Raw genomic sequence first — 26,056 nt, 5'->3', positions numbered from 1 at the left:
AGCTTAACAGTAAATATGATAAATAATATATGGATATAATCCACACCTCAAAAAATCTTATGAGAAAAACATTTATAAAACGTACCCATTAATTTTTTAAATTACGTACTACTAAACTAAAATAACTAGCAAACCTTACACAAAAAAAATCAACGATCTAAACGCCCATCAAATTTTTGGAATAGCAAAACCCTTAAAATATATGTCAATTAGTTATTAATTGCATCTATTAAAGTACTCTCTATCCTAGCTGCCATTATATCTCTCGAAAAATGTTCATATGAAAGAATTTTACAACTTTCAACAGCAGTTATGTATTCACTTTCAGTATTTAAAAATTTAGAAATACTTTCTGAAGCCTTACAATAATCAGTTGCATCTAGCTTTAGGCCACAATTATGCTCACTAATAAAGTCTTGCTGCCAACCACCATAATTTATAGCAATTGGAGTCTGTGAGGCTAGTGCATCAAACAGTTTATTTGCTGAGTTATGCCACATCTCTTTAACAGGCCCAAAAAGAGATAAAGATAAGTCAGCTGCAGATAGCAACTCTACAATTTCTGTTTTTGGAACTGGCGGTAAAATATAAAGGTTATCATTTAAAACTCCAGCTTTTTCTGCTTCAGAAATCACTTGTAGCTTCTCCATGCCATCGCCAATGGCTAAAAAACACAAGTTAGGATCGATTTTCTGTGCAGCTTTTGCTAACCCTACAATATAGCCCACTTTATTTATCAGACCAAAAGTCCCAGTATAAACAATAAGCTTACGTCCATTAACAAAATTTAATTTAGTTTTTAAATAACGAAAACCAACACTTTTATCAACATCGAATAAATCTGTATCACAGCTATTAGTAGCCAAGGTTACATGCTTTGATGGGACTCCATGCCTTATTATTCCATCACACATCCCTGGTGATAAGCCAATAAGGCGCTTAGAATTTTTGTAAGTATATTTCTCTAACCATGTAGCTAGCTTAATGACCCACTTATTTTTAATTACACCCATTACCACTGGTAGTTCAGGCCAGAGATCTCGTACTTCAAATACTAAGGGTACTTTTTTTATTTTTGAAAATATTAACCCTGGTATTGCAATTGTTAATGGTGTGCTTGTAGCAAAAACCACATCAGCAGATATTGAGAGAGATTTAACGGTTGATCTAACTGAAAAATATATAAACTTCCAAATTCTTGCTATAAAACTGTCTTTATTTGAGTAATCGAGATGTAATACGTAAAGTTTAACCCCATCAATATCTATATAATTCCAACCTTTATTAAAGTGATACTTATCAGGAAAGGCCGCGGAAGAGGTAACCAAAGTAACACTATGACCACTCCTAACAAAGCGTTTTGCCAGTTCATATGAACGAGTACCTGCACTAGAATCAGGGGTAGCAAAATACTGATGGAGATATAAAATATGCACTATTTTTTTATCCTTTCATTAAGCAAAAAACCATTGGTAAGTAATTTGATATTTTGAAAAAAACTAAAATTGGTATTTAGAGTAAAAGCCCACTTAAATATTAGAAGTAAAGATATATAAGCAGGTAGCCTCCGAAGGAAATAACCTTTAGCTTTTAAATTTTTAACATAATCTATCTTTCGATTCTCCGCTAGAGTTGTATGATAACAAAGGGTTCTATTTAAAAAATTAATATTGGCCCCCCTATCAAAACTATCAAGCATAAACTGATTTTCTTCACAACAAGGTAACTCAGTACCTAAACCTAACTTTTCATTAAAAGATATTTCCTTATCTCTAATGAAACTTACTCTAGCTATGATTTCTATGGATGATACTTTTAAAGATAATAAGCGAGTGTATTTTGAATAATCTACATAATTTTTATAATATTTCTCACTATTTTCCAATGAGCCAATTCTAATAAGCGCAATATCAATATCACCATTTGATAAACTACTCACTAAAAAAGATAACTCGTTCTCATTTATCGAAAAATCATCGTCTTGAAACCATATCCACTCCGTAGATGTTTCTTGAATCGCAAGATTTCGACTTTTACTCAACCCTTTACCTGTAAGTTTAACAACCCTTATATCCCCAATTAAAGAATTTTGGTACTCGTCTTCAAATTGAGATACTACTAAAAAGTCCAATAAATCTTTTGTTGCACCAGATAAATTATTTATTTTCTCTAAAACATTATCCCGCTCACTTTTTACAGTTGATATAGCGACTGTTAATAACCTCAAACCCTCTCCTCCACCATATTTGAATACAACTGACTAGTTTTTATTTGTATCGTTCTAATATTATAATCGAAGGCTCTTTTTCTAAGTTCTCCACTCTCAGATATCATACATAAAGATTTTAAAGAAGGCGTGGTCTCACACTGCAAATTATCAATTTTTTTGATAGATAGAATCGACCGAACAACCTCATCTGCTTTTTTATATATAACGGGGCAATTAAAGCTAATTGCTTCCAATACGACATTCGGTGTACCTTCTTTATGAGAAAAGAAAAGCATTGCTGTAGCTCGCCTATAGTATTCAAAAAGTTGCTGCTTATTTTTATTTCCTACAATAAAAATTTTTTCACTATATTTTTCAGCTAATAGTAAACATTCTTGGAAATACGCTTCATTAAACTCAGCAATAGAATTATCTGCAGGCCCTATGACATAAAGTGGGAGTTCGGAATCTAAATAATTATGTATGTAATACTCAATAACCTCCTTTACATTTTTTCTTGGAACCACAGCCCCAACACATATAAAGCAATTTCTTTCATATACTAGACTAGTGTCAATTTCCTCAATCTCAACCCCATTAGGAATCACCACTAACTTATCGTCGTGACATAAGTTTGACTCTTTATTTATACGCAATATCTTTTCATTCAAAGAGTTGATAAATTTTATTTTTTTCAATATAAAATTAAGAAACTTTGGGTTTCTCAACTTTAAACTATAGAGGTCATCCACCCCCTCTAAAGTACATTTAAAGAAGCAAACTCGAGAGAGCAGAGAAGCAATAAACAAAGGTATATGATGAAACCCATGAAAATGACATACATCGTTTTTTTTCACCTTGAAAATAAGGATATATAACAAAGCTAAAATGCGAGAAACCAATAAAGATGGTACATTTATTACCTCTCTATTATTATCTGAAGTATGATTTAAAAAAAATAAATTATTTTTCTGCGAATTGATAAAAATAGTTTTATAACTACTTTCCTTAGCCAGCTTTATTGACTGCTGCGTTGCACCACTATAATCCCAATAATTATAAACAAAATGGAAAGCTCTTCCTTTAAAATCACCCACTACATTTTTCCTTTTTATATGTTAATACTATAGCGGCAGAAAAAATCCAAAAATAGAATACAAAGGGGAAATTACGATTCAAATCATTTCCCATACCGCACACTGCATAAACTATCAAAAAACCAACTGCAAAATATCTTTCATTACCTTTAAGCCTAAAACTAGCTATCACTAAAAATATAAAATATAAAATATAAAATAACAAACCTATAATGCCAAATTCAATTAATATACTTATAAACATATTTTCAACTACAATACCGCCAACTTCAACAGTTGGGTTGATAAATCCCACACCTAGCCCCCAAAGTGAAAGTAAAATTGTATCTATATTTTGCAATGCAACCTTCCAATTCTGAACTCTCGAATTTTCAACATAAGTATTTGAATTTGAAATATTAAAAAATCGCTCTTGCATCAATTCCAAATTAAAATTATTTAAAAATAATAGGTTGTCAAAATAAAATGTAATTGCATATACAACAATAAAAAAAGCAATGCATAAAAGTATCTTTTTTATATAACTTCCACCACTGAATAGAAAATAAAAAGAGACCAATAAAATTGCTAAAAATGCAATTCGGCTAAAAGTAAAAAAAACAACAAACAATACAAACAAGAAATAAATAAAGAAAATAGCAAAGTTTATTCTTTTCTCCTTAAGCATGAAATAAGCAGAAACAAATCCCAAAGTTAAAAATATCCCCAAATTGATGGGATTAACTAAAGTAGATATTAGTCGTTCGCCAAGAGCTAGTTCGGTGTTATTCAATAAGCTTTTACTTTCTCCGTAAAGTAATTCAATGATTTTTGAATCGAAAAACTCTATAGTAGCAATTAATATTACTGGGCAAGATACATAAAATAAAACAGAAATAAGTTTAGGAAGCATTTTCGGATAATGCTGCCTATTAATAATCAATAGCAACCCTATAGTAATATAACCTAATTGATACCTAACACCATCGATCCATGCATAAAAATCATTTACCGTCACTATATGAAATAACATATATACTAGAAAGATAAAACAATACAATTCAAACCGCTCTAATTTAGCATCTATAACCTTTGAAAGTAGTATGAAAATCAATTGCAACTGTATTAACTCTTTAATCAAGGAGAATGGGATTGGATTAAATATATGATTAAATACAACTAAAAAAGGAGAAATAAAAAACAAAACCAGAATAGATTTTTCAATATATGTGACATTCAAAATATTTTACCGACTTATATGGAGAAAAAATACTGAGGCTATTAACAGAATAGTGATATATTTTATTTTTCAACTAATACCATCAATACTAATTTTTATCTTGCACTTACTGTATTCCTATTTAAAAAATAGGTAGCTTGGTGTCTTTTAAATATTTATTTCTATTAGACCAGGCTGATAATAAAAAAAGCTGATAAATCAACCTTCCTGAAAGCCCTGAATACTTATGAGTACTATGCATAACTTTTTTTAAACGACAAACCACCTCGAACAACTCATCTTGCTCCCAAAGACTGCTCTGTTTCATTTCCTTCAAAACCCAATCCCAATTTTTGAAAATAATCGCATGCGAGTCATATGTCCAACCCATTTTACCAATAATATCAGAGTCTAATCCCATTCGTTCTTTTAGTATTTTTCTCAAAATCAACTTGTTTTTGAATGTTTCTCTACTAAATAAATATGACTCAGGCATCTTACCAAAATATTCAGCTACGCGTTCATTCGCAAAAGGCAACACAATATTCGCATTGTTAACATCTGCAAAATTATGCAATTTTCTAATCATTCGCTCTGTAATTGTTCTAGTTGAATATATATCTGATTTGTAATCAAAGATATCCCAACCAACTCTTATTTTTGATTCATTATTCCAGTAACTATAAACAGATTCACTATCTGAGTATATCGCTTTACTATCTTTAAATGAGAAACCTGATACACCAAACCATTCAGCTGGGGTTCTTAAAAAAGGGCTAAAGACACTTTCAGAGTTCACATACCCTCTTAAAAAATCAAGCTTTGCAGAATACTTTGATAAATTTGAATATTTAATTTCCCGTTTACTTGGAGGAGAAATCATATGGCTATCATTCCCGTCGCCAAAGATTAGATTTGCCCCTTTTAAATCACTTACTTGATAAGCATACAATGGATAAGCAAGTGAAACATTATCTACACATGGGAATGGTGCATTATAAAAGTATTTTTCTATTTCTTTTTTATGATCATCATTTAAGTTATCAATTTCATTTAATATAATATGCTTATAACCTAACTGCTTTGCTATTTTTGCACTAATTCCACTTTCATCAGCTTTACCTTTAGATTTATGAGTAATTAATGTGATTTTATCTTGCCAACCAGCTTCGGCAATAGCCAATGCAATACTATTACTATCTTTACCTGCACTATGAAACAAAAAGCTTGGAGACTTTGTATCAAGTCGACTAATTGTTGCCTCAGCTAACATCTCTAAAATCAAATCTTCATCTGGTTGCATATCACTTTCAGTAAGGCGTTTAGAGTTCATAAAAGGAAAATTATGGCTGAATTCTAAAATTATCGAGTCAGCCTCACTACTGACCTTAACTTTATCACCTATACCTAGAATAAATATATTTTTATAAGCAGTACGGGGAGGGGGCACTACACCACTTTGTAATAAAAATGAAATCCCAACTTCAGACATCTGGATAGTATTTTTAACATGGGGGTCATTTAACAACTCATTTATAGAATATGAATATAAAAGTATTTTTTTATTATCTGATAAAAATATATACAGTGGAAACTCTCCAGCTCCCTCTCCTTTTAATACCAAGTTATGATCATTTAACGTGTATTTTTCAATCATTTTTATTCACTCTATTCCATGCAAAGATTAATGCTCTGTTTAATTTACAACCACCAAGCTACAACCATATAAATAATGGTATATATTTAACAAGAAGCTTTATACTGCATTTTTTTATTTTTTAATTTAAGATAATTAACACTATAATCCAACAAAAAAAGAAAGCGTGCAAAAGTCAAAGATATAGCGCCGCCCATTAATCCTAATTGATATATTGTAAGAATTGTAATAATACCAGAAACCACTGATACACGAATTGATATATTTCTGTATAACTTATCGTAACCTTTAGGTAAAAAGTACCCAACTGAAAGAGCATTAGACAACCCTAAAAATAAAGCACCTAAACTAAGAATACTAAAGTATTTATTTACATCTGCGTAAGCTTGGCCTAAAAGCATTGTTATTATTTTCTCTCCAAAAAGAAGAATAAATAAAATTGGAATTACTGAAATTGCAAAATTCAAAAGTAAAAGCTTTCTTACCGGATTTGTTTTTATAACTGACATTGTGGAAAATAGTGATTTAGCTATCACATTTTGAACCGTAAATATAATAGATATAAGTTTTGATGCTATTGCATACTGAGCAAACTGAGCTAATGGAAAAACAGTACCTAAAACTATAGTTGGTAGAGTATTATATAAGTTAGGTGCCAATATACCAATAAACACATCTTTGCCGTTTTTTATATCACGAACAATATAACGACAAATAGGCCAATCTAAATTATATCTATTCTTTGCAAAAAATGTCAGGAACAATCCACCAATCATTAATGGAATTGTCATAGACATAATCGGAATAATTAGATCTTCTGAATTTTCTACTAAAAATACAATAGCTAAAAAATGTATCATTTTTACAAGCAATGATACATTTAGTAACGGGAATGTATCACCCATTCCTTGATAAAACCATATCGGAGTGAGTGCATAACCTAATAAATATACAGCTCCAAATGTATAAATAAAAATGGATAAACTTCCAAGGTCAAATACAAAACAATATAAAGATGCAAAAAAATAATACACTACTGACAGAGCGATTCTAAGACCTTGAACTCGCATATAAATAGCATTAACACACTTATGACTCTTTCTTCGTTTTGATAAAGCCCTAACTCCAATGAACTGCGATCCATAATCAATTATTGTATGCCCAAAGACCATGATCATTAAAAATAGTATCAACTGACCATACTGAGTGGGCCCTAACGCCCTTGTTAAAATAGGCATTGTGATAATAGGTATTAATAGGCCTAAAACATCAATGGAACCAAAACTAAGTAAATTTCTAAGTACTTCTTTCTTTTGGCTCATTCGTACAGATATCCATTATATATTATTGATTTAAATATTTACTTATCCGATTTATACTCGTAGTTATAGTAACCGTAATAACCGTAAGCATTGCTAGCCTTTTTAAGTACGCCGTTAAATACTACACCTTTTACGTCTATGCCGTTTTGTTCAAAACGATTACGGGTTAGCTCTATTTCTTTAATGTGGTTTTGACCAAAGCGTGTTACCAATAATGTAGTGCCCGTGTGCGCACTTACAATGGCAGGATCAGTTACCGCTAAAATTGGCGGGGTATCTATAATAACAATATCGTACTCAGCACTTACCTCTGCAACCAACTTGCTAAAATTGCTATGCATTAATAGCTCTGATGGGTTTGGCGGTATTTGGCCGCGCGTAATTACACTTAGCCCTGCAACTGTTGTAGGTTTAGTTACTTGGCTTAAGTTTAAGCGACCTGATAGGTAATCGCTTAATCCATCATTCCACTTTAATCCAAACTGAGTTTGTAAATAACCTTTACGCATATCGGCATCTATTATCAGTACTTTTTTACCACTTTGTGCAAGCACTGCCGCTAAATTAACTGATATAAATGATTTACCTACACCTGGGCTTGGCCCTGATATTGCTATAATATTATTTTTTGCTTCCATCATCGCAAAGTGCAGGCTGGTACGTAAACTACGCAGTGCCTCTATTGATAAATCTGCTGGGTTATCAAGCGCTAATATTGATTTTGGCTTACTCGTTTTGTTTTTGAGTGCTTTACTAAAGCCAGTTAGCTTATCTTGATAATCTGAGTACGGTACGCTGGCGTATACTGGCAGGCCAATTGCCTCAATTTCATTAGCGTCTTCTACCCCTTTGTGCATGGCTTTTTGCACTAATACAATAGCTACTGCAAGCATGCCACCTAGCATAGTTGCCATAACTACAATTAAGGCTTTTTTAGGCTTAACAGGCTTTGATGTATTTACTTCGGCTGAATCAATAATGCGCACGTTACCTACAGTACCTGCACGTATAATATCCAGCTCTTGTGTTTTACCTAATAGCAATGTGTAAATTTGGTTACTTACTTCAACATCGCGTTTTAGACGTAATAACTCTTGTTGAGTTTCTGGTAGGTTACCTACCTCACCAACTAATTCTTTTTTCTGCTCATTAACAGCACTAATTTGCTCAATTAAACCTTGGTACGTTGGGTGGTCCCTTTTAAACTTACGGCTCATTTCTAACCGCTTAAGTTCTAGCTCTTGTAATTTAGTTTCAAGCTTTACTACTTGCTCTAATACGCCTTGAGTCTCTAAAGTAATATTAATTGATTGACGTTTTATTTGGTAATCGTTAAAGCGCTGCTCAGCGAACTCAAGTTGCTTTTTAATTTCAGGGAGTTGTACCTCTAAAAAATCGAGCGATTTTTTAGCCTCAGCGCTGTTACGTTCAACATTGCGGCGTACATATATACCTGCTACTTTTTCTAGTACTTTTTCAGCATTAGTTGGTTTAATACTTTGTAAGCTTAAGTTAATAATACCTGAATCTTTGCCTTTTTCGCTTGCACCTATTGCGGCTTGCAAGTCTAAAATGGTATTTAATCGGTCTTTACGTAAAATTGTAAACTCAGTACCTGCACGAGCATTTAAACTGCGAATAGTTAAATTAAATTGACCATTAGTAAGCTCTTGCCCTACTTTCCCAGCTAAAACTTGCTCACCGTCTTCATTTAATAAAGCAACACTATTATTAGCTTGTGCAACTAAAATAAACTCAAAACCTATTGCTGAGCGTGGTACATCAAACCTAAATACATCAACGCTCTCGCCGCCCCACGCATACGAGCTTGCGCCAAAGCTAGCTTCAGCTAAGTCACCCTCAGTTATTGGTGTAAATTTACGAAATGAACGGCCGCCAATAAATGGGAAGAGTTTTGGCTCAACGATAATATCGAGTTTTAAGCTATCAACGGCTTCACCAATGATTGAACGCGATTTTAATAGCTCAATCTCAGTTACTGCGGCTGATGTGCTTTCAAACATGCCGGCCATATCGTCAAAACCAGGGACTGAGCCGCCGCCGTCTTCAACTTGGATCATCGCGGTTGCTTGGTATACTGGGGTCGAAAGTACAGCATAAACTACACCAATAAACATAAAGGCGGCTGTTAACGCAATTATAAAATATTTACGATCAATTAATGCACCTAATAGTGCCATTAGGTCTATTTCTTGGCTTGCTTGTTGTACTGTGTTTTGTTTGTTTGCTGCTAATGCAGTGGGCTGAGCATTCATGTACTAGCCTATCCTTATAAATACTTTTGCCAAGCGCTACAGGCGCTGTCGATTAATTCGTATACGTGTTCAAACGCTTCTAGACTTTGCCTGTAAGGGTCGGGGATTTCTTTATCGCCTAACCACTTACCCAATAAAAAAGCCTTACCGCGCGCTTCTGGATAGCGATTACACAAATCGGTTAAATGCCGCTGCTCCATCACTAAAATCACACTATTTTGTGCCACTAAGCTTGATGATAACTGACGGCCTTGATGTTCATCCATGTTAATACCATGACTTACAGCAATTTGCTTTGCTGTTGCATCAGCAGGTTTACCTTCAAGGGCTGTTAACCCTGCCGACGAAACATGTATATTCTTACCTGCTAGCTTACTTTTTAATACGTATTCAGCAGTTGGGCTGCGGCATATATTCCCTGCACATACCACTAAGATAGAATCAAACATCGTATTCCTTTTATTGTCTTGTAGCTAAATCATCAATCGAGTCAACTGTCGCGATAGATGGTAGTAATAAGCTAATTACGCGGTTCCAGCGAGCTAACGGCGCAGAGGTTACATATACAATATCGTGCGGTTGCAATTCAAACTGCTCAGCTAATACTAGTGCGGCAACATTTTTGGCATGTAATTGGTATACATCAGCAATAATGCCGTCTTTTTCTAAATCGCGTTTACGTAATACAAAAACACCGTTTGCGTTTGCTGTGTTTTCGTTTAAACCACCAGACTCACTGAGTGCTTCAGCTAAATTTAAACCATAACGGTTTACGTCTACCGAGCCTGCTTTTTTAACATCACCAAGTACAAATACACTTTGTAGGTCGTTGCGATTAACATGCACTATATCGCCATGTTGTAATAAGCGATTTTGTGAAATATCGCCATGCGCATAAAAGTCATCAAGTTTAATAACTTCTGTTTTTTCGCCACGGGTAAAAGTAACTGTGCGCCAGTCTGCCGCTTCGGTTAAGCCGCCAGCTTGATTAAGTGCATCAATTAATGTGAGTGGTATTTCTGTTACTGGGTATACGCCTGGTTTAGTAACCTCCCCTGTTATGTAGGTTTTTTGGCTTCTAAAACCAACCACTTTAATATCAACTTGTGGGTCTTCTATTACGCGGCTTAATCGTTTTACTAATTCTTTGTGGATTTGGCCAACTGTTTTACCTGCAGCAGGAATATTTGGTGCGTACGCGTAGGTAATGGTGCCATCAGCTTGCACCCTAAAACCATCAAATTCTGCTGTACGTTGTACCGCTGCTGGTATTGTTAATTCTGGGTGATCCCATACACCTATAGTTAATACATCACCAACACCAAGTTTATATTCATAATCATGCGTATCTATACCATCGAGATTTGATGGTGGCTTGATTTTTTTACTCGCCTGCTTTTGCTGATAAATTAATGATGAGTCAATAATTTGAATATTTACTTTTTCAAGATCTTGCTCTAGGTTTCGTGTTTTCTCACCCGATTCGATTCCTTCGAAATGGCTACCGGGGATGATTGTACAACCTGTCATTGTGAGCAAAGTGAACGATGCCACAAGTGTTTTACAGCTTAGCGCCATTATTAATTCCCAAATATTATTAAATTCTAAAACTTTCAGCGTATTTTAAGGTAATTGCTGCTATTTTTCGCAGGCTAATTAAACCATGGCTCTACCCGCTTCGCAAGGTCGGCCGTACAGTTATCGCGCGTGCAATTAACTTTTTTGTAATTTGATTAACAAAGAGTGCCCATTCGGTATTTTATCACGCAAAATAGCTTACTTAATATAAACGCTTAAACCTGAAAACAAGCTGACTCGATACTTAAAATAGGTACTTATAGTACGGTTAACCTAACTTTTAATGCTTAATGGTACTTCGGACACGCTTCCGCCCCTAGGTTGCAGTTCCTACGTACTGATAAATACATTTTAAATTGTTTAGCGCTGAGATAATAAATCGCAGCTAAAGCGGGCGCCTACGTAGGCTTCGCTTCATCTTAACCATTGCCTTAAACCATATTTGCGCGGCGTAAAGCCCCGCCTACGTAAATTAAACACCAATACCAACCCGTAGGCGGGAGTTTACCTCGCGCAGGTTTAGCATTTATCCAACCTCACATTTGCGCGGCGTAAAGCCCCGCCTACGCAAATTAAACACCAATGCCAACCTGTAGGCGAGAGTTTACCTCGCGCAGGTTTAGCATTTATCCAACCTTACATTTGCGCGGTGTAAAGCCCCGCCTACGCAAATTAAACACCAATACCAACCCGTAGGCGGGAGTTTACCTCGCGCAGGTTTAGCATTTATCCAACCTTACATTTGCGCGGTGTAAAGCCCCGCCTACGCAAATTAAACACCAATGCTAATCCGTAGGCGGGAGTTTACCTCGCGCAGGTTTAGCATTTATCCAACCTCACATTTGCGCGGCGTAAAGCCCCGCCTACGCAAATTAAACACCAATGCCAACCCGTAGGCGGGAGTTTACCTCGCGCAGGTTTAACATTTATCCAACCTTACATTTGCGTGGCGTAAAGCCCCACATACGTAAATTTATCCTGCTTTTTTGATATCGCGGTTATCTACGCTCATTTTTATTTTTTGATTGAGTAGATTAACCAGTAATATGCTGCGCATATCGCCATCAGGTTCTTGGTAAATTGCTTGAACACCATTAAATGATCCATTACTTAAATAGACTAAATCACCTGAGCTAGGCAGGTTTTGAGAATCAATATTAGGTTGAAATTTTTGCAGTTCGCTGATGAGCAAATCGGGGACTATCTGGTATGACGATCCGTACGATACAAAGCCACTGATGCCGCGGGTATTTTTTACCGCAGAAAAATTGCATTGCTGTGAGTTTAAGCGTACAAAGAGGTAATTAGGAAATAATGCTGATTCTTTAAAAGTACGACGACCTTTAACCAGCTTTTCTGTTTTTAATAGGGGGAAGAACGCTTCCATTCCCTGGTTTTGTAAGTTAACCTGCGCACGCGCTTCTTGGCGAGGCTTACAAAATAATAAGTACCAACTATCCATATCAATCCCTAAAACACTAGCTTACTAACTTAAAAAACTGCCAACTTCTATTTAAGCTCGGGGATTATACGCGTTGATTCGGGGGGCTGTCTATATAAAACCCCATTAAAACTTTTCATATAAGCATTCGCTTTTAGTTACTTTATAGCTTTTAATTAGTTACAAAAGAATTCATCTACAAATTATTACAAAAGTTCTTTTTAATGCTTATAAAAAGGGACCTAAGTCCCTTTATGCAAAACACTTTAACTAAAACAATATTAAAAGCTGTAAACTAGCGTTAATGAGGTTTCGGTATCTGTATTTTCTTTATCATTAGCCACATCTGAGTTGTGCGTAATGTTGTACGCAACCTTCATTTGTAACGAGCCGTTAATTTTAGCTAATAGCGCTGTCTCTGAGCGCGTTTTGGTATTTGTATCGCCGTATTCCATACCCACTAGCTGAGTGAACTTTGCGTTGTCTGATATTTTCCAGGTGTAATCAAGTTTACCTAGGGCAATTACTTCACCTTCGTATTCACCCGCAAGTGATACGCCATCACTATCAACTGCGGTACTTGTTGCTGGGTATTTAAAATACTTATAACCAGGACCTATCTCTGCGTTTAACCACATGTCTGAACGATCTAACAAACGTTGGCCATAACCTGCTGAAATTACAGATTCGTTGCGAAACGCACCAAAGTAATCTGACACATGTGAGCCATAAATAAATAGATGAGCGTGATCTTCATTTAATTTATAGTTACCTTGTGCTGATAACGAATATTTTTCGTTTGTGCGCTGTGTTTCTTTTACGCCTGCACTGTTCTCAACTTCATCTTCTTTATAAAGACCGTCAATTCTATATTCGTTGTTCCAGCTTTCAAGGTTATGGAGTGCCTTGATCCCACCTTTTAAAGTGGTTGTTTCAGTGTTACCGCTCGTAATAATAGCGCCTAACTCACTGGTAACATCCCATGTTTTAGTTTCTTCAGCGAATGCGTTAGTTGCAGCAGATGCTGCAACTAAAATTGATAAAAGCTTTAATTTCATTAAAAAATAACCTTTGCTACTTGTTTCGTTGATTAATCTTGCTTGTGAAAGTGAACATCCATTTGCGGGAATGGTATTGTAATATCAGCTTCATCTAATGAGATTTTGATATTTTCCATTAAATCGAAATACGTTGGCCAGTAATCGCCAGAGTTAACCCAAGGACGCACTACAAAGTTAACACTTGAATCGGCAAGCTCAGATACTGCAACTGTATACGCTGGATCTTTTAGTAACCGAGGCTCTTTATCTAGCACTGATTTAAGCACTTCTTTTGCTTTACGTAAGTCTGCGTCATAACCAACACCAATCACTAAATCAATACGACGCGTGCTCTCACGAGAGAAGTTAACAATTGGGCCTGACATGATTGCTGAGTTAGGCATGATGATTACTTTGTTGTCTGGTGTGCGAAATTCAGTAGAGAAAATTTCAATTTTTTTAACTGTTCCTGCTTTACCGCCAGCTTCAACATAATCACCTGATTTAAATGGGCGAAGTAAAATAATTAGTACGCCAGATGCAAAGTTAGACAGTGAGCCTTGAAGCGCTAAACCTACCGCTAAGCCTGCAGCACCTAAAATAGCGATAAATGACGTAGTTTCGATACCAATTTGCGAAAGTGCCATTAAGATCGTCGCCATGAATACGATAGCGTATACAATGCTTGATACAAACGAACCAACCGCTTTATCTACTTTTTTCTTGTCGAATGCTTTTTCTGTTAAGTTTGAACAAAATTTAGCTACACGACCACCCAGTAAAAATATTACTAATGCTATTACCGCTTGAATGCCGTAATGCAAAATTAGCCCTGAGTTTTCGTTTAGCCAGTTAATTACTGTATCCATATTCACTCCTGATATTCATTGTTGAGCACTATGCTGCATAAATTATATCTTATTTAACATTATTGTTTTATTAATTTATAGCGTAATAAATAAAACAGAGCCTTAATGATTAAAGCTCTTTGGCGATATAACCTGAATTAACTATATAAAAACAGCAGTTGAGATCGTTTTTTAAGCTAATGCAGCGATTTTTGTAATTATTTTAATTTTTTTTACTGCTAGGCCTTCACAACTATTATAATTTTATGTATTATCCGCGCCACACCAAACAAGGTGTGTTGTGGCGGTTGTAGCTCAGTTGGTAGAGCCCCGGATTGTGATTCCGGTTGTCGCGGGTTCAAGCCCCGTCAATCGCCCCATCTTTTCCTTTCTTATTTCAAAGTATATCCTTCATTTTTTATAAAACCCTTTTAGATTCAATTTAATCTTTTAATTTCCTTGGCTGAACATTTTTATGTTTAACATCGATTGGCTGTTGTACATTGCCCGAGCCATAAAACATCACGGCTAAAGCCTGTTCCTACAAAAAAACACATACCCCACCCGTAGGAGAGCGCTTTAGCGCCGAATGGCTTTTACACATAACCCGAGCCTTGTTGTGATTCAATGAAACCATTCACGGCTAAAGCCTGTTCCTACAAAACAAGCCACCTACACACCACACGTAGGAGTGCGCTTTAGCGCCGAATGGTTTTTGCACATAACCCGAGCCTTGTTGTGATTCAATGAAACCAATCACGGCTAAAGCCGATTCCTACAAAAAACACATACCCCACCCGTAGGAAAGCGCTTTAGCGCCGATTGTTTTTGCACATAACCCGAGCCTTGTTGTGATTCAATGAAACCAATCACGGCTAAAGCCTGTTCCTACAGAATAATTTACCTATACACCACACGTAGGAGTGCGCTTTAGCGCCGAATGCATAATTTAATCTATACTTTATTAAATAGTTTTATATTTAAAGGATTAAAATGAAACCTCATTCATACAAATTACGCCAACATCGCTACTCAACTATTAACCACTATTACTCTGTGACGACGTGCACAAATCAACGGATTAAATATTTTGCAGAATTTAACAATGCACGAGCTCTAATAAATTCACTAAAAAAATCAGACTTAAATGGTTTAACAAAAACAATATGCTTTGTAGTAATGCCCGATCATGTGCATTGGTTATTTCAACTTAAAACGCACACTCCACTCTCTTCAGTAGTAGCCAAAGTAAAAGGACGTACATCATTTTCAATGCACAAAAATAAAAGTGAGAAAATTTGGCAATCTGGTTTCTATGATTCATTAATTAGACATGAAAAACATTTATTGCATCAATCAAGGTACATAGCTGCCAACCCAATTAGAGCGGGAATGGTTGAGCAACTTGGTGATTACCCCCATTGGGATTGTATTTATTTGCCCCCTCTGAATAACTAACACTACCAGGGCGTAAAACATCACGGCTAAAGCCTGTTCCTACGTGATGGTTTGGTGTTTAAAGCCGTTGTAGGAAAGCGCTTTAGCGCCGATGGTTTTTGCACATAACCCGAGCCTTGCTGTGATTCAATGAAGCCAATCACGGCTAAAGCCTGTTCCTACACTTAAACTTATGGCTTTACCATTTTATTTCAGGCAAAAAAATGCCACCTTTCGGTGGCATTACACACGGGATTATTTCTACATTATAGAAATTCTTTTCAAAAATTAGGTTCTAGGTTCTTCAATTCTGTAAAGCTAAATATCCATTGCACACTTTCATAGTGCCTAGGAAGTCATTTATTTCCAGCTCTTCATTTTATGCCCTTTAACAGCATAGAAAAGAATAAATAAATAACAAGGAAGCATTACAATATAAGCACCTTGTTGTGCCTCTGCCGAATCAACACCACCACTTGCTAAACCCCAGAATAATGGGCCAAATGCACCACCGGCAATACCCATTACCAATAAACCAGAGCCAACACTTGTTAACTTACCTAAACCTGACAAGGCTAGCGGCCAAACTGCAGGCCAAACTATTGCATTGGCAAAACCTAACACTGCAATCATTAGTAAGGTATCAGGTAACTGTACTTCTAAACCAAGTGCTGTTGCAACAACTACAGAACTAGTATCGCTAAATACAACTGCCAGCGTTAATATACAGCCTAAAATCGCTGATACACTTAATGCGACTTGTTGTGAAATAAATCGTGGAATGAGTGCAATACCTAAAATATAGCCTAGTACCATACAGCCCATAGTGTAAGAAGTCATTATGCTATATTGTTCAATACCTAGTGATAATGCAAAGGTGCCAATTGTGTCACCTGCTATCACTTCTACCGCAACATACACAAATAATGCTAATACACCTAATGCAAGACTTGGATGAGAAAGCGCTTCTTTTACTTGCCCTTTGGCACCTTGGTCTTCATCATCTTGTAACTCAGGTAATGGCATTTTTGTTACTGCAAATGCTAATGCACCTATAAATAAAGCCATACCTAAATAAGGGTAAATTAAGCTATTTGCCATTGCATCAATTTCTAATTGCGTTAACTCTTTACCTACTAAACCAGTAAAGTCACTTAGGATTAATGCTGTAAATACGATTGGTGCAATAACGCCTGCACCTTTATTCAATATACCCATTACACTTACGCGTGCCGCGGCTGATTCTTCAGGCCCTATACGCACAACATATGGATTAACTGCTGTTTGTAATAATGTTTGGCCAGCACCCATCACTAATTGTGCAAATAAAAACAGTGCAAACACTTGTGTTTTTGCGGCAGGAATAAACAATAAACCTGCAACCATCATAGTCGCCATACCTAGCGCCATGCCGTTTTTGTAGCCCACTTTACGTATGATCATCGCCGAGGGTACAGCTGTAAATGTGACCGCTATATAAAATGAGAATAAAATAAGAGAAGCTTGAAATGGGCTTAGCTGCAATACCTGCTTTAAGTAAGGCATAAGAGAGCCATTTAACCACGTTGCAAACCCTAATATAAAAAATAGAGTGGCGACAATGGCCATGGGTATAAAATTACTTTGATTATTTGATTTTGACACAGTGGCTTCCATTAACATCTTCTTGTTGCGATCTATCGTTATAATTATTAACTTAATTCGACGATTAGCGTTGCTGTATTGTATAACACTTTTGCGAGATAAAAATAACATTATCGCAACAAAAATGACAGCGCTGCCATAAAACATTACGTCAATTGTAGCCATATTACTAGTAACTATTTACTTTACAAGCATACAAAAAAAGGGCCTTGCGGCCCTTTCAAATACATATTTATTACTAAAACATTAATTTATATACGTAATTCTACTTTTACTTTTATCGTTTAAGCTACTTCTAAGTGCAATAGATTGCTCTTTAGAAACACTGATCGGAGCTGTATACGCAAGCCACGTTGCCCCATTATCTAAACTATATTCTGTTTGTAAATAAGCAAACGGGGTATTAACTTGTAACTTACCGTTATTCACTATCCCACCGGGTACTGGCAGATTCACATTAACACCCGCATTTACGAGTTTTGTTAACTCTTTCAAACCAACAGCGGCAGAAAACTGCGCCCAATCTTTTTCTTGGGTTTTTGTATCAACCTTTTCGCCTTCCCATGGTGCTTTATGCCATGCACGTTCTGCCACAGACAATATACGTGGGAAGATCATCGCTAATACTTGATCTTCAGTACGAATGGTTTCTGACCATACCTGCCCTTGCATACCTAAAATATTCTCAGGTTTTTCAAGTTGTGGTAACGGGCGACCAACTAAGGCTTCTAGATTTTCAATTGGCTCACGCGTGCGTGTGTAATCGGCATTCGCATACACATCATCAGGCATATAGTTAAATGCTTTTTTGGTATCGGTATAACGCGTTGCCCAGTAGTAACCACGCTCTTCTGGATGAGCCTCATAAGGGTGATCAAAGTATAGGTGTGTACCGTGCGATAAAATCACTTGGTAACCTGCATTTGCTAGGCGATAAGCTCTATCAGCTACGCCCCACTCCCAAATATTATCCCATACATTTGCTGTAAAGGTTTTATTTGGAAATTCATCACGCTTAAATGGGTTTGTGCGATCATACATTAACCCATCTTCCCATGCGCCTGGTGAAATACCGCGCTTTTCAAGTAGTTTGGCAACGCGCTGGGTAAAGTAAGGCTTTAAATCACCTGCGCCTGCAACACCGTTGTTAGGGTCGGCAAACATCGCTTGGCATATTGGTGAATCTACCCAAGACCCCGCACCTACTTCATCACCACCAAAGTGAAGGTTAGTAAGTTGAACCCCCGCTTCACGGTACATTTGTTGTAGCTCGTAGGTTACTTTATCTAAAAATGCGTAAGTTGAATCCATACACACATTCATTGAGTTATCTTTGTAGTTTTGCACCGTCATATAAACTGACGTGTCGTTTGGATCGCTTAGCAAATACTGTGTTGCGGCGCTAATATCAACTTGCTGCGCTTCTTTTTTAGTATTCTTTTTATTAATAAGATTATTTTTAGCTACTTTTTGAGCTTCATCGGCAAGCTTATGGTAACGCGCTTCCATTGCCTTTATCGATGCACGCGCATGGCCTGGACCTTCAATTTCAGGAATGATTTGAATATGACGGTCTCTGGCAAATGTGAGCAGTTCAACAAACTCGCTGCGTGTAAGGTAGCCGTTACCTGAGCCTGATTTAAATGGCCCGGTACCTAGCTGAGTTAATAGACATTCTTTTTCTTCAAGATCAAAACAGCGATAACCACCAATATCTGTTAGCTCTGGTAGGCCTGGAATTTCTAAACGCCAGCCTTCATCTTCAGAAAAATGCCAGTGTAGTTTATTCATTTTATAACGCGCCATTTGTTCAACAAGTTTGAACATTGCGTCTTTACCATGGTAGTTACGACCATTATCGTAATGCATACCACGCCAGCCATAACGCGGACTATCTTCAAGCTCTAGCTGCGGAACTTCAATCGCACCTTGGCTGTTTGCTGGTAATAAATTAAGCAGGCTTTGCATTGCATAAAACACACCGGCATTGTCACTACCAACAATATCAATACGGTCGTCATCAATTTCTAAGGTATAGCTTTCGCTTTTACCGTTAGCTAATTGTGGGTTTACCTTTAGGCTGATCAGCTTTTCTTTATTTGCTTTTATGTGATCAGGCTCTGCTTTTAAGGTTAAGCCATAATCATTTTGTAGGTCTTGCATGAAAACCATGGTTTCATTTTTTAACTGACCTTGAAAACGTATTTGCCAGCTATTATCCAGCTTGGCAACACCACGGTTAAACTCAACTTTTTGTGGCTTTGGAATGATGCGTTTTAGCGCATCTTCTTGAGATACTTTTGTAGTTGTTTGTTGGTTTCGTTCAAAACGCACTTCTGGCGTGATTAGTACTGTACGGTCTTTTGGCTCGTTATAACGGCGAAGTTGGTTTTCACGCTCAAACGGAGCTACAAACTGGCTCATGTCTTCGCTATCTGTGTTAGCAAAAATAGCCGGTTTGTGATCACCTGACACAAAAAAGGCACGCGGCATAAAGTCGGTATAAGCAACAACCCATACTTGAGCATCAAATTCTATCTCTAAACTTTTACCTGCAGGCAAACCTTTAAAGTCTTTGGTTGGTACTATGCGGTGTAAATCACCATTCACATGTTCAATGTTTAAACCTGCAACATGCTCAGTATTTATTTTACGTACGGAGTGAATATAAAGCTGCCAATCGCTTTCACCTGCAGCAAGTGCAACATCAGATTGGTTATTAAGTATGATTTTACCTAAAAAGCCCGCATCTTTATTGTGAAAGTTATCAACCACTGCAAATGTCAGTGTGGTTTCTTTTGCAAAACTATTAACGTCGTTTTGTGAAAACTGGGCCTGGGCCATAAGTGGCAGTGCAGCGATTAGACTGGCTAAAGCGCGCTTTTTGAAATCCATTGCTCTCTCCTCGTTTAAACCTTAAGGCTACGTATTGTCCCCAGCGTAGCCCTTCTTTTTGTTATTTATTCAACACCATCATATAAAAACCGCAATGACAGCGCTATCAATAATTAACTTAATCAGGTTTTCTTCAGAAAAATATAGCGTAAATTGCAGCTTAGAGCTTGATGCACACATATTTTTCTTCGAGGTATTCGTCTAACCCTTGATACCCCCCTTCACGCCCAAGGCCTGACTGTTTCACACCACCGAATGGAGCCACAGGGTTTGAAATTAGCCCTTCGTTAATACCGACCATTCCGTATTCCAGCGCTTCACTTACACGATAAATTTGCTTGATGTTTTGACTATAAAAATACGCGGCAAGACCATAAGGTACATCATTGGCAAGTGCGAGCACTTCAGCCTCTTCATCAAATACAATAATACTAACTACGGGGCCAAATACTTCTTGGTGATAAATATCCATCTTTGGATTAACGCCAGTTAAAATAAGTGGCGCTTGAAAACTACCCACTAGCTGCACATCATCACTTATTTGAATTGCGCCTTTTGCTTTTGCATCAGCCACTAACTCTTGCACTTTTTGTTTGGCTTTAGGGTAAATAAGTGGGCCAATGTCGGTATTTTCGTCACAGCCGTTGCCCACTTTTAATGTTGCAACTTTTTTAGCTAATTTATCGACAACTTGATCTAGTATGCTGCGCTGTACAAAAATACGATTAGCGGCGACGCAGGTTTGCCCGCCATTTCTAAATTTAGCGCCCATCAAACCTGTTACAGCTTCATCTAAATCGGCATTATCAAAAATAATAAAGGGTGCATTACCGCCTAACTCCATTGATGTGCGTTTGACTGTAGAGGCGCACTGAGTAAGCAACTGCTTACCAACACCGGTTGAGCCGGTAAAAGTGAACTTACGCACGATGTTTGATTCAGTCAGAATTTTACCAACACGCGGCGCATCTTCGCTTAGTAATACATTAAATGCACCTTTTTCAAAACCAGCTTGATCAGCTAAATATGCTAATGCGAGTGCACATAAAGGCGTGTGTTCTGAAGGTTTTAGAACAAAGCTACAACCAGCTGCGTAGGCTGGTGCTACTTTACGTGTCACCATTGCAATCGGGAAGTTCCATGGTGTTATTCCTGCAACTACACCAACTGGTTGCTTAAAGCTGGTTAAACGGTGGTTATTATCTGTTGCTGGTATGACATCTCCATAACTACGCTTAGCTTGTTCAGCGTACCATTTGATAAACGCAGCCCCGTAGTCAACTTCACCAAGTGCTTCTTTTAGAGGCTTGCCTTGCTCTTTAGTCATTAACTCAGCAAGCGTTTGTTTATTTTGCATTACTAGATCATACCAACGCATTAGCACATTGCTACGCGTTGTTGCATTGGTTAATTTGAGTTTAATAAATGCATCGTGAGCGGTATTAATTGCTTTATGAACCCCAATATCATCTACGTCACTCACCATGATGATGCTTTGCTGTGTGGCGGGGTCATCAACACTGAAGTTTTTATCGGTGGAGTAAAATTCACCGTTAATGAAAGAGTCGTTAAATAGTAGATGTGACATAGAAATCTCTCCGGTAATTAGCTATAAAAATTGAGTTATAAGTAGTAAGTTATAAGTTGTTAAACACCCCGTCCAATGCTATCCCGTGGGCGGGCATTTATCTCGCGCTGGTTTTTCATATCTAGAAACAAAAACACCGCGTTCAAATTGAGCGCGGTGTTTTCTATACAGCTTAAGGCTTACAGCTTATAGCTGAGCTCAAAATCAATGATCTTCATTAACAATATTGAGGTTGTACTTTGGTATTTCAACTATTAAGTCTTCATCACGGATGATTGCTTGGCAACCTAAGCGTGATTCAGGCTCTAAGCCCCATGCTTTATCTAGCATGTCGTCTTCAAGCTCGTCACTTTCATCAAGTGAGTCAAACCCTTCACGGATAACTAAATGGCAAGTGGTACATGCACATGACTTTTCGCACGCGTGCGGAATACTGATCCCGTTTTTAAGTGCAACATTAAGTACTGTTTCACCACTTGGTGCATCAATTGCAGCGCCGTCAGGACATAATTCCGGATGGGGAAGAAAAATAATTTGTGGCATTCTAACCTCTTTTAAACGTTGTCTACTGACTGCCCTTGCAGTGCTTTTTTAATCGATGCATCCATTCTTAACTCAGCAAATTTACTACTGGCGTTATCAACTTTCTCAATGGCTGCTTTTATTTCATTTGGCTCGATGGCTGTCTCACGAACTGTTACCAGTTTAGCAATTTCAGCATTCAAGTTAGTTAATTCTTTTTCATCAAGTAAAGCGCTATCGGTTGCCAATGATGCATAAAGTGCTTCAATAACACGTAATGCTTCAACTTGCTGCTCTTTAAGCATACGCGCTTGCATATCACCTTTAGCATTGGTCATTGACTCTTTAAGCATGTTAGCAACTTGCTCATCTGACAAGCCAAACGATGGTTTAACTTGAATTTCAGCTTGTACGCCCGTTGATTTTTCCATGGCTGATACGCTAAGTAAACCATCGGCGTCTACTTTGAAGGTAACACGAATATGCGCAGCACCGGCTGCCATTGGTGGAATACCTTTTAAGCTAAATTTAGCCAATGAGCGACAATCATCAACCAGCTCACGCTCACCTTGCAGTACATGTAACGACATCGCCGTTTGACCATCTTTAAAGGTCGTAAATTCTTGTGCGCGAGCAACCGGTATTGTGGTATTACGTGGAATGATTTTTTCGACTAAACCACCCATTGTTTCTAAGCCTAGGGACAATGGTAATACATCAAGTAATAACATGTCTGAATCAGGCTTATTACCTACTAATACATCAGCTTGTAATGCCGCGCCCAGTGCAACTACGCGATCAGGGTCGATAGAAGTCAGTGGCTCTTTATTAAAAAACTCGGCAACTTGACTGCGTACAATTGGCATACGGGTTGAACCACCCACCATCACGACTTGCAGTACTTCATCATTTGTAATGCCAGCATCTTTAACTGCTCTGCGACACGAACGAAGCGTTTTTTTAACCAGTACCATGGCGAGTTCTTCAAACTTTTCGCGAGTGACTTCAACCATGTGTTTTTCATCGTCAAACTCTAGCCCAACATTTACCTTAGCATATTTACTGAGCGCTTCTTTACAGGCTTTTGCTTTATTAATGAACAAGCGCAACACTGATGGAGATAATGTCATCACACCGGTTTCACGCTTAAAGTGATCGACTAATAATGAGTCAAAATCATCGCCACCGAGGCTTGAATCTCCACCCGTTGCTAATACTTCAAACACACCTTGGTTTAAACGCAGGATTGAAATATCAAACGTACCGCCGCCTAAATCATAAACAGCGATAATGCCTTCTTGGCCAGAATCTAAACCATAAGCAACCGCGGCGGCTGTTGGTTCATTTAATAATCGCAGTACATTAATGCCAGCAAGTTCTGCGGCATCCTTGGTGCTTTGGCGCTGTGCATCATCAAAATAAGCTGGCACCGTGATCACCGCACCTAAAATATCTTGCCCTGCAAAGCTTTCTTCGGCGCGTTGCTTTAATGCTTTTAGTATGTCGCTTGAAGCTGTAATTGGGCTGATGTTGCCAGCTGCGGTGGTAATCGCTAATGCGCCATCGTGCTGACAAAAATCATACGGCAATTGACCGTAGCTTTGCTCTATTTCAGCTTGAGTTTTACCTAAAAAACGCTTAACTGAAATTAAAGTATTTACAGGGTCTTGTGTTGCAGCTTGAGCAGCAAGTTCGCCCACTGTGATACCATCAGCGGTATAACGTACAACAGACGGTAACATGGCTGCGCCATTAACATCGGTTAATGTACGGGCTTCGCCACTTTGTACTGTCGCAACTAATGAGTTGGTCGTACCAAGGTCAATACCTATTGCTAACTTATGTTCATGTGGTGCCGCGCTCTGCCCCGGCTCAGCAATCTGCAATAATGCCATAATGCTCTTTAACTCTTGTTTGACTTACCAATGGTTCAGTAAGTTAGATAATTAATCGTCGAATAAACTGTCTTCAATACGTTCTAATTCATCACGCAATTTATACACGAACTTTAATTTACGAATGTTATCCGCGGCAAGCTGCCATTGCTGTTCATCATTACTTGCTAGTTGCTCCGCAAGCTGCGCACTATATTGGCTATCAAGTTGTTTTATTTGTTGTTCAAAATGGGCAATCGCGGTATCAGGATCGTGACTTGTGCTTAACTCTTCAAGCTCTTCGCGTAATTCCATTTGCTGCATTAAAAACAGCGGATCTTGCAGTGTTTGCTGCTCAGCACGAATATCAACACCTAATTCACTGAGCATGTACTCGGCACGTTTTACCGGATGCTTTAAAATTTGTAGTGCGTCATTAATTTCTGCGGCATTTTGGACAGCTAATAACTTATCACGGCTGCTGGCATTAGCATGACGATCAGGGTGAACAGCACGCTGAAGATCGAGGTAATTTTTACTGACTTTTACCAAATCCACATTGTAATCAACCGGTATCGCAAATAACTCAAAATAGCGCATAATTCCAACCATGCCAAATTAACATATTGGCTTAAAATTCAGATAGAACAAAGCCCTACAGGTGCAGGGCTTAAGAATACAATCACTTTATTGTTTATACTGTGAAACTTTCGCCACAACCACACTCGTCAGCTTGATTTGGGTTAATAAATTTAAACCCTTCGTTCAAACCTTCTTTGGTGTAATCAAGTTCAGTACCATCAATATAAACTAAGCTTTTAGCATCAACGATTACTTTAACCCCTTGGGATTCAAATACTTCATCGCCATCAGATAACTCGTCTACAAACTCAAGAACATATGCAAGACCTGAACAGCCCGTCGTTTTAATGCCTACGCGTAAGCCAAGGCCTTTTCCGCGATTTGCTAAAAATGATTCTACGCGGTTTACTGCCGCTTCTGTCAATGTCACTGCCATGATTTATCTCTTACTTCGCTTGTTTACTTTTGTAATCTGCAATTGCCGCTTGGATTGCATCTTCAGCTAAAATTGAACAGTGAATTTTCACTGGTGGTAATTCAAGCTCAGCACTGATATCAGTGTTTTTGATCATAGATGCTTCATCTAATGTCTTACCTTTAACCCACTCTGTTACAAGTGATGATGAAGCTATTGCGCTACCACAACCGTATGTTTTAAATTTAGCGTCTTCAATTACGCCCTCAGCTGATACTTTAATTTGCAGCTTCATAACGTCACCACATGCTGGTGCGCCAACCATACCCGTTGCTACTGATGGGTCATTTTTGTCTAAAACACCTACGTTACGTGGGTTTTCAACATGATCGATTACTTTATTACTATACGCCATAATACTATCCTCACTACC

The 26,056-nt window shown here is 37.5% G+C and carries 21 protein-coding genes and 1 tRNA gene; 2 read left to right on the top strand and 20 right to left on the bottom strand.

The window, feature by feature from the left end; all coding sequences use genetic code 11:
* Nucleotides 1-209: 209 nt before the first annotated feature.
* The 12 genes from A7967_RS12460 to A7967_RS12405 form a co-directional block, all read right to left on the bottom strand.
* Nucleotides 210-1,436, bottom strand: a complete 1,227-nt coding sequence (locus A7967_RS12460) for a glycosyltransferase family 4 protein (RefSeq protein ID WP_054204439.1) — start codon at nucleotides 1,434-1,436, stop codon at nucleotides 210-212.
* On the bottom strand, nucleotides 1,436-2,227 hold the full coding sequence (locus tag A7967_RS12455; RefSeq protein WP_064435734.1) for a glycosyltransferase: 792 nt from the start codon (nucleotides 2,225-2,227) through the stop codon (nucleotides 1,436-1,438). The genes A7967_RS12460 and A7967_RS12455 overlap by 1 nt, the downstream gene beginning before the upstream one ends.
* Nucleotides 2,224-3,306, bottom strand: a complete 1,083-nt coding sequence (locus A7967_RS12450) for a glycosyltransferase family 4 protein (RefSeq protein WP_064435733.1) — start codon at nucleotides 3,304-3,306, stop codon at nucleotides 2,224-2,226. Before A7967_RS12450 ends, A7967_RS12455 begins: the two co-directional genes overlap by 4 nt.
* Nucleotides 3,299-4,525, bottom strand: coding sequence for an O-antigen ligase family protein (locus A7967_RS12445; protein WP_157756411.1), 1,227 nt, complete (start codon nucleotides 4,523-4,525; stop codon nucleotides 3,299-3,301). Before A7967_RS12445 ends, A7967_RS12450 begins: the two co-directional genes overlap by 8 nt.
* A gap of 121 nt (nucleotides 4,526-4,646) precedes the next feature.
* A complete protein-coding gene (locus tag A7967_RS12440) occupies nucleotides 4,647-6,161 on the bottom strand; it encodes an asparagine synthase-related protein (RefSeq protein ID WP_064435731.1) in 1,515 nt (504 codons plus the stop codon).
* Nucleotides 6,162-6,247: 86 nt separating this feature from the next.
* On the bottom strand, nucleotides 6,248-7,483 hold the full coding sequence (locus A7967_RS12435; RefSeq protein WP_064435730.1) for a lipopolysaccharide biosynthesis protein: 1,236 nt from the start codon (nucleotides 7,481-7,483) through the stop codon (nucleotides 6,248-6,250).
* 38 nt (nucleotides 7,484-7,521) lie between these two features.
* Nucleotides 7,522-9,759 carry a polysaccharide biosynthesis tyrosine autokinase gene (locus tag A7967_RS12430; RefSeq protein ID WP_064435729.1) on the bottom strand — a complete coding sequence of 746 codons (2,238 nt, stop codon included), beginning with the start codon at nucleotides 9,757-9,759 and terminating at the stop codon, nucleotides 7,522-7,524.
* Between the two features lie 14 nt (nucleotides 9,760-9,773).
* A complete protein-coding gene (locus tag A7967_RS12425) occupies nucleotides 9,774-10,208 on the bottom strand; it encodes a low molecular weight protein-tyrosine-phosphatase (RefSeq protein WP_064435728.1) in 435 nt (144 codons plus the stop codon).
* 10 nt (nucleotides 10,209-10,218) lie between these two features.
* Nucleotides 10,219-11,337, bottom strand: coding sequence for a polysaccharide export protein (locus A7967_RS12420; RefSeq protein ID WP_054204447.1), 1,119 nt, complete (start codon nucleotides 11,335-11,337; stop codon nucleotides 10,219-10,221).
* Between the two features lie 973 nt (nucleotides 11,338-12,310).
* Complete coding sequence (rfaH, locus tag A7967_RS12415) at nucleotides 12,311-12,799, bottom strand: transcription/translation regulatory transformer protein RfaH (protein ID WP_054452800.1); 489 nt, start codon at nucleotides 12,797-12,799, stop codon at nucleotides 12,311-12,313.
* Between the two features lie 260 nt (nucleotides 12,800-13,059).
* A complete protein-coding gene (locus A7967_RS12410) occupies nucleotides 13,060-13,836 on the bottom strand; it encodes a DUF481 domain-containing protein (protein ID WP_054204449.1) in 777 nt (258 codons plus the stop codon).
* 32 nt (nucleotides 13,837-13,868) lie between these two features.
* Nucleotides 13,869-14,687 (bottom strand): mechanosensitive ion channel family protein, encoded by an 819-nt coding sequence (locus A7967_RS12405; protein ID WP_054204450.1) that lies wholly within the window; start codon nucleotides 14,685-14,687, stop codon nucleotides 13,869-13,871.
* Nucleotides 14,688-14,970: 283 nt separating this feature from the next.
* Here A7967_RS12405 and A7967_RS12400 point away from each other — a divergent pair.
* Both A7967_RS12400 and A7967_RS12395 read left to right on the top strand, forming a co-directional pair.
* A tRNA-His gene (locus tag A7967_RS12400) sits at nucleotides 14,971-15,046 on the top strand.
* A 613-nt stretch (nucleotides 15,047-15,659) separates the two neighbouring features.
* The gene (locus A7967_RS12395; RefSeq protein ID WP_064435727.1) at nucleotides 15,660-16,124 is read left to right on the top strand and encodes an REP-associated tyrosine transposase; all 465 of its coding nucleotides are present in this window, start codon (nucleotides 15,660-15,662) and stop codon (nucleotides 16,122-16,124) included.
* Between the two features lie 339 nt (nucleotides 16,125-16,463).
* Here A7967_RS12395 and nagP read toward each other — a convergent pair whose 3' ends face one another.
* From nagP to iscU, 8 genes are all read right to left on the bottom strand, one after another.
* Nucleotides 16,464-17,759, bottom strand: coding sequence for an N-acetylglucosamine MFS transporter NagP (gene nagP, locus A7967_RS12390; RefSeq protein WP_064435747.1), 1,296 nt, complete (start codon nucleotides 17,757-17,759; stop codon nucleotides 16,464-16,466).
* Nucleotides 17,760-17,993: 234 nt separating this feature from the next.
* Entirely contained in the window at nucleotides 17,994-20,642 is a 2,649-nt protein-coding gene (locus A7967_RS12385; RefSeq protein WP_064435726.1) for a family 20 glycosylhydrolase, read from the bottom strand.
* Between the two features lie 160 nt (nucleotides 20,643-20,802).
* Complete coding sequence (locus A7967_RS12380) at nucleotides 20,803-22,230, bottom strand: NAD-dependent succinate-semialdehyde dehydrogenase (protein WP_064435725.1); 1,428 nt, start codon at nucleotides 22,228-22,230, stop codon at nucleotides 20,803-20,805.
* 204 nt (nucleotides 22,231-22,434) lie between these two features.
* Nucleotides 22,435-22,773 (bottom strand): ISC system 2Fe-2S type ferredoxin, encoded by a 339-nt coding sequence (fdx, locus tag A7967_RS12375; RefSeq protein ID WP_054204454.1) that lies wholly within the window; start codon nucleotides 22,771-22,773, stop codon nucleotides 22,435-22,437.
* An 11-nt stretch (nucleotides 22,774-22,784) separates the two neighbouring features.
* Nucleotides 22,785-24,647, bottom strand: a complete 1,863-nt coding sequence (hscA, locus tag A7967_RS12370) for a Fe-S protein assembly chaperone HscA (protein WP_064435724.1) — start codon at nucleotides 24,645-24,647, stop codon at nucleotides 22,785-22,787.
* A gap of 51 nt (nucleotides 24,648-24,698) precedes the next feature.
* On the bottom strand, nucleotides 24,699-25,226 hold the full coding sequence (hscB, locus tag A7967_RS12365) for a co-chaperone HscB (RefSeq protein ID WP_054452812.1): 528 nt from the start codon (nucleotides 25,224-25,226) through the stop codon (nucleotides 24,699-24,701).
* A 94-nt stretch (nucleotides 25,227-25,320) separates the two neighbouring features.
* Nucleotides 25,321-25,644, bottom strand: a complete 324-nt coding sequence (gene iscA / locus A7967_RS12360; RefSeq protein ID WP_054204457.1) for an iron-sulfur cluster assembly protein IscA — start codon at nucleotides 25,642-25,644, stop codon at nucleotides 25,321-25,323.
* A 10-nt stretch (nucleotides 25,645-25,654) separates the two neighbouring features.
* Nucleotides 25,655-26,038, bottom strand: coding sequence for a Fe-S cluster assembly scaffold IscU (gene iscU, locus A7967_RS12355; protein ID WP_054204458.1), 384 nt, complete (start codon nucleotides 26,036-26,038; stop codon nucleotides 25,655-25,657).
* Between the last annotated feature and the right edge of the window lie 18 nt (nucleotides 26,039-26,056).

Origin of the sequence: Pseudoalteromonas neustonica (assembly GCF_001653135.1) — a bacterium.
Classification (GTDB): domain Bacteria; phylum Pseudomonadota; class Gammaproteobacteria; order Enterobacterales; family Alteromonadaceae; genus Pseudoalteromonas; species Pseudoalteromonas neustonica.
This window is presented reverse-complemented; position numbering and strand designations above follow the sequence as displayed.

Excerpts from the sequence above, each read along its gene's own strand:
- A7967_RS12405 (WP_054204450.1), bottom strand. The coding sequence starts at position 14,687 with ATGGATACAGTAATTAACTGGCTAAACGAAAACTCAGGGCTAATTTTG.
- A7967_RS12380 (WP_064435725.1), bottom strand. The coding sequence starts at position 22,230 with ATGTCACATCTACTATTTAACGACTCTTTCATTAACGGTGAATTTTAC.
- A7967_RS12385 (WP_064435726.1), bottom strand. The coding sequence starts at position 20,642 with ATGGATTTCAAAAAGCGCGCTTTAGCCAGTCTAATCGCTGCACTGCCA.
- rfaH (WP_054452800.1), bottom strand. The coding sequence starts at position 12,799 with ATGGATAGTTGGTACTTATTATTTTGTAAGCCTCGCCAAGAAGCGCGT.
- iscU (WP_054204458.1), bottom strand. The coding sequence starts at position 26,038 with ATGGCGTATAGTAATAAAGTAATCGATCATGTTGAAAACCCACGTAAC.
- hscB (WP_054452812.1), bottom strand. The coding sequence starts at position 25,226 with ATGCGCTATTTTGAGTTATTTGCGATACCGGTTGATTACAATGTGGAT.
- A7967_RS12430 (WP_064435729.1), bottom strand. The coding sequence starts at position 9,759 with ATGAATGCTCAGCCCACTGCATTAGCAGCAAACAAACAAAACACAGTA.
- A7967_RS12410 (WP_054204449.1), bottom strand. The coding sequence starts at position 13,836 with ATGAAATTAAAGCTTTTATCAATTTTAGTTGCAGCATCTGCTGCAACT.
- nagP (WP_064435747.1), bottom strand. The coding sequence starts at position 17,759 with ATGGAAGCCACTGTGTCAAAATCAAATAATCAAAGTAATTTTATACCC.
- hscA (WP_064435724.1), bottom strand. The coding sequence starts at position 24,647 with ATGGCATTATTGCAGATTGCTGAGCCGGGGCAGAGCGCGGCACCACAT.
- A7967_RS12420 (WP_054204447.1), bottom strand. The coding sequence starts at position 11,337 with ATGGCGCTAAGCTGTAAAACACTTGTGGCATCGTTCACTTTGCTCACA.
- fdx (WP_054204454.1), bottom strand. The coding sequence starts at position 22,773 with ATGCCACAAATTATTTTTCTTCCCCATCCGGAATTATGTCCTGACGGC.
- A7967_RS12435 (WP_064435730.1), bottom strand. The coding sequence starts at position 7,483 with ATGAGCCAAAAGAAAGAAGTACTTAGAAATTTACTTAGTTTTGGTTCC.
- A7967_RS12440 (WP_064435731.1), bottom strand. The coding sequence starts at position 6,161 with ATGATTGAAAAATACACGTTAAATGATCATAACTTGGTATTAAAAGGA.
- iscA (WP_054204457.1), bottom strand. The coding sequence starts at position 25,644 with ATGGCAGTGACATTGACAGAAGCGGCAGTAAACCGCGTAGAATCATTT.
- A7967_RS12395 (WP_064435727.1), top strand. The coding sequence starts at position 15,660 with ATGAAACCTCATTCATACAAATTACGCCAACATCGCTACTCAACTATT.
- A7967_RS12425 (WP_064435728.1), bottom strand. The coding sequence starts at position 10,208 with ATGTTTGATTCTATCTTAGTGGTATGTGCAGGGAATATATGCCGCAGC.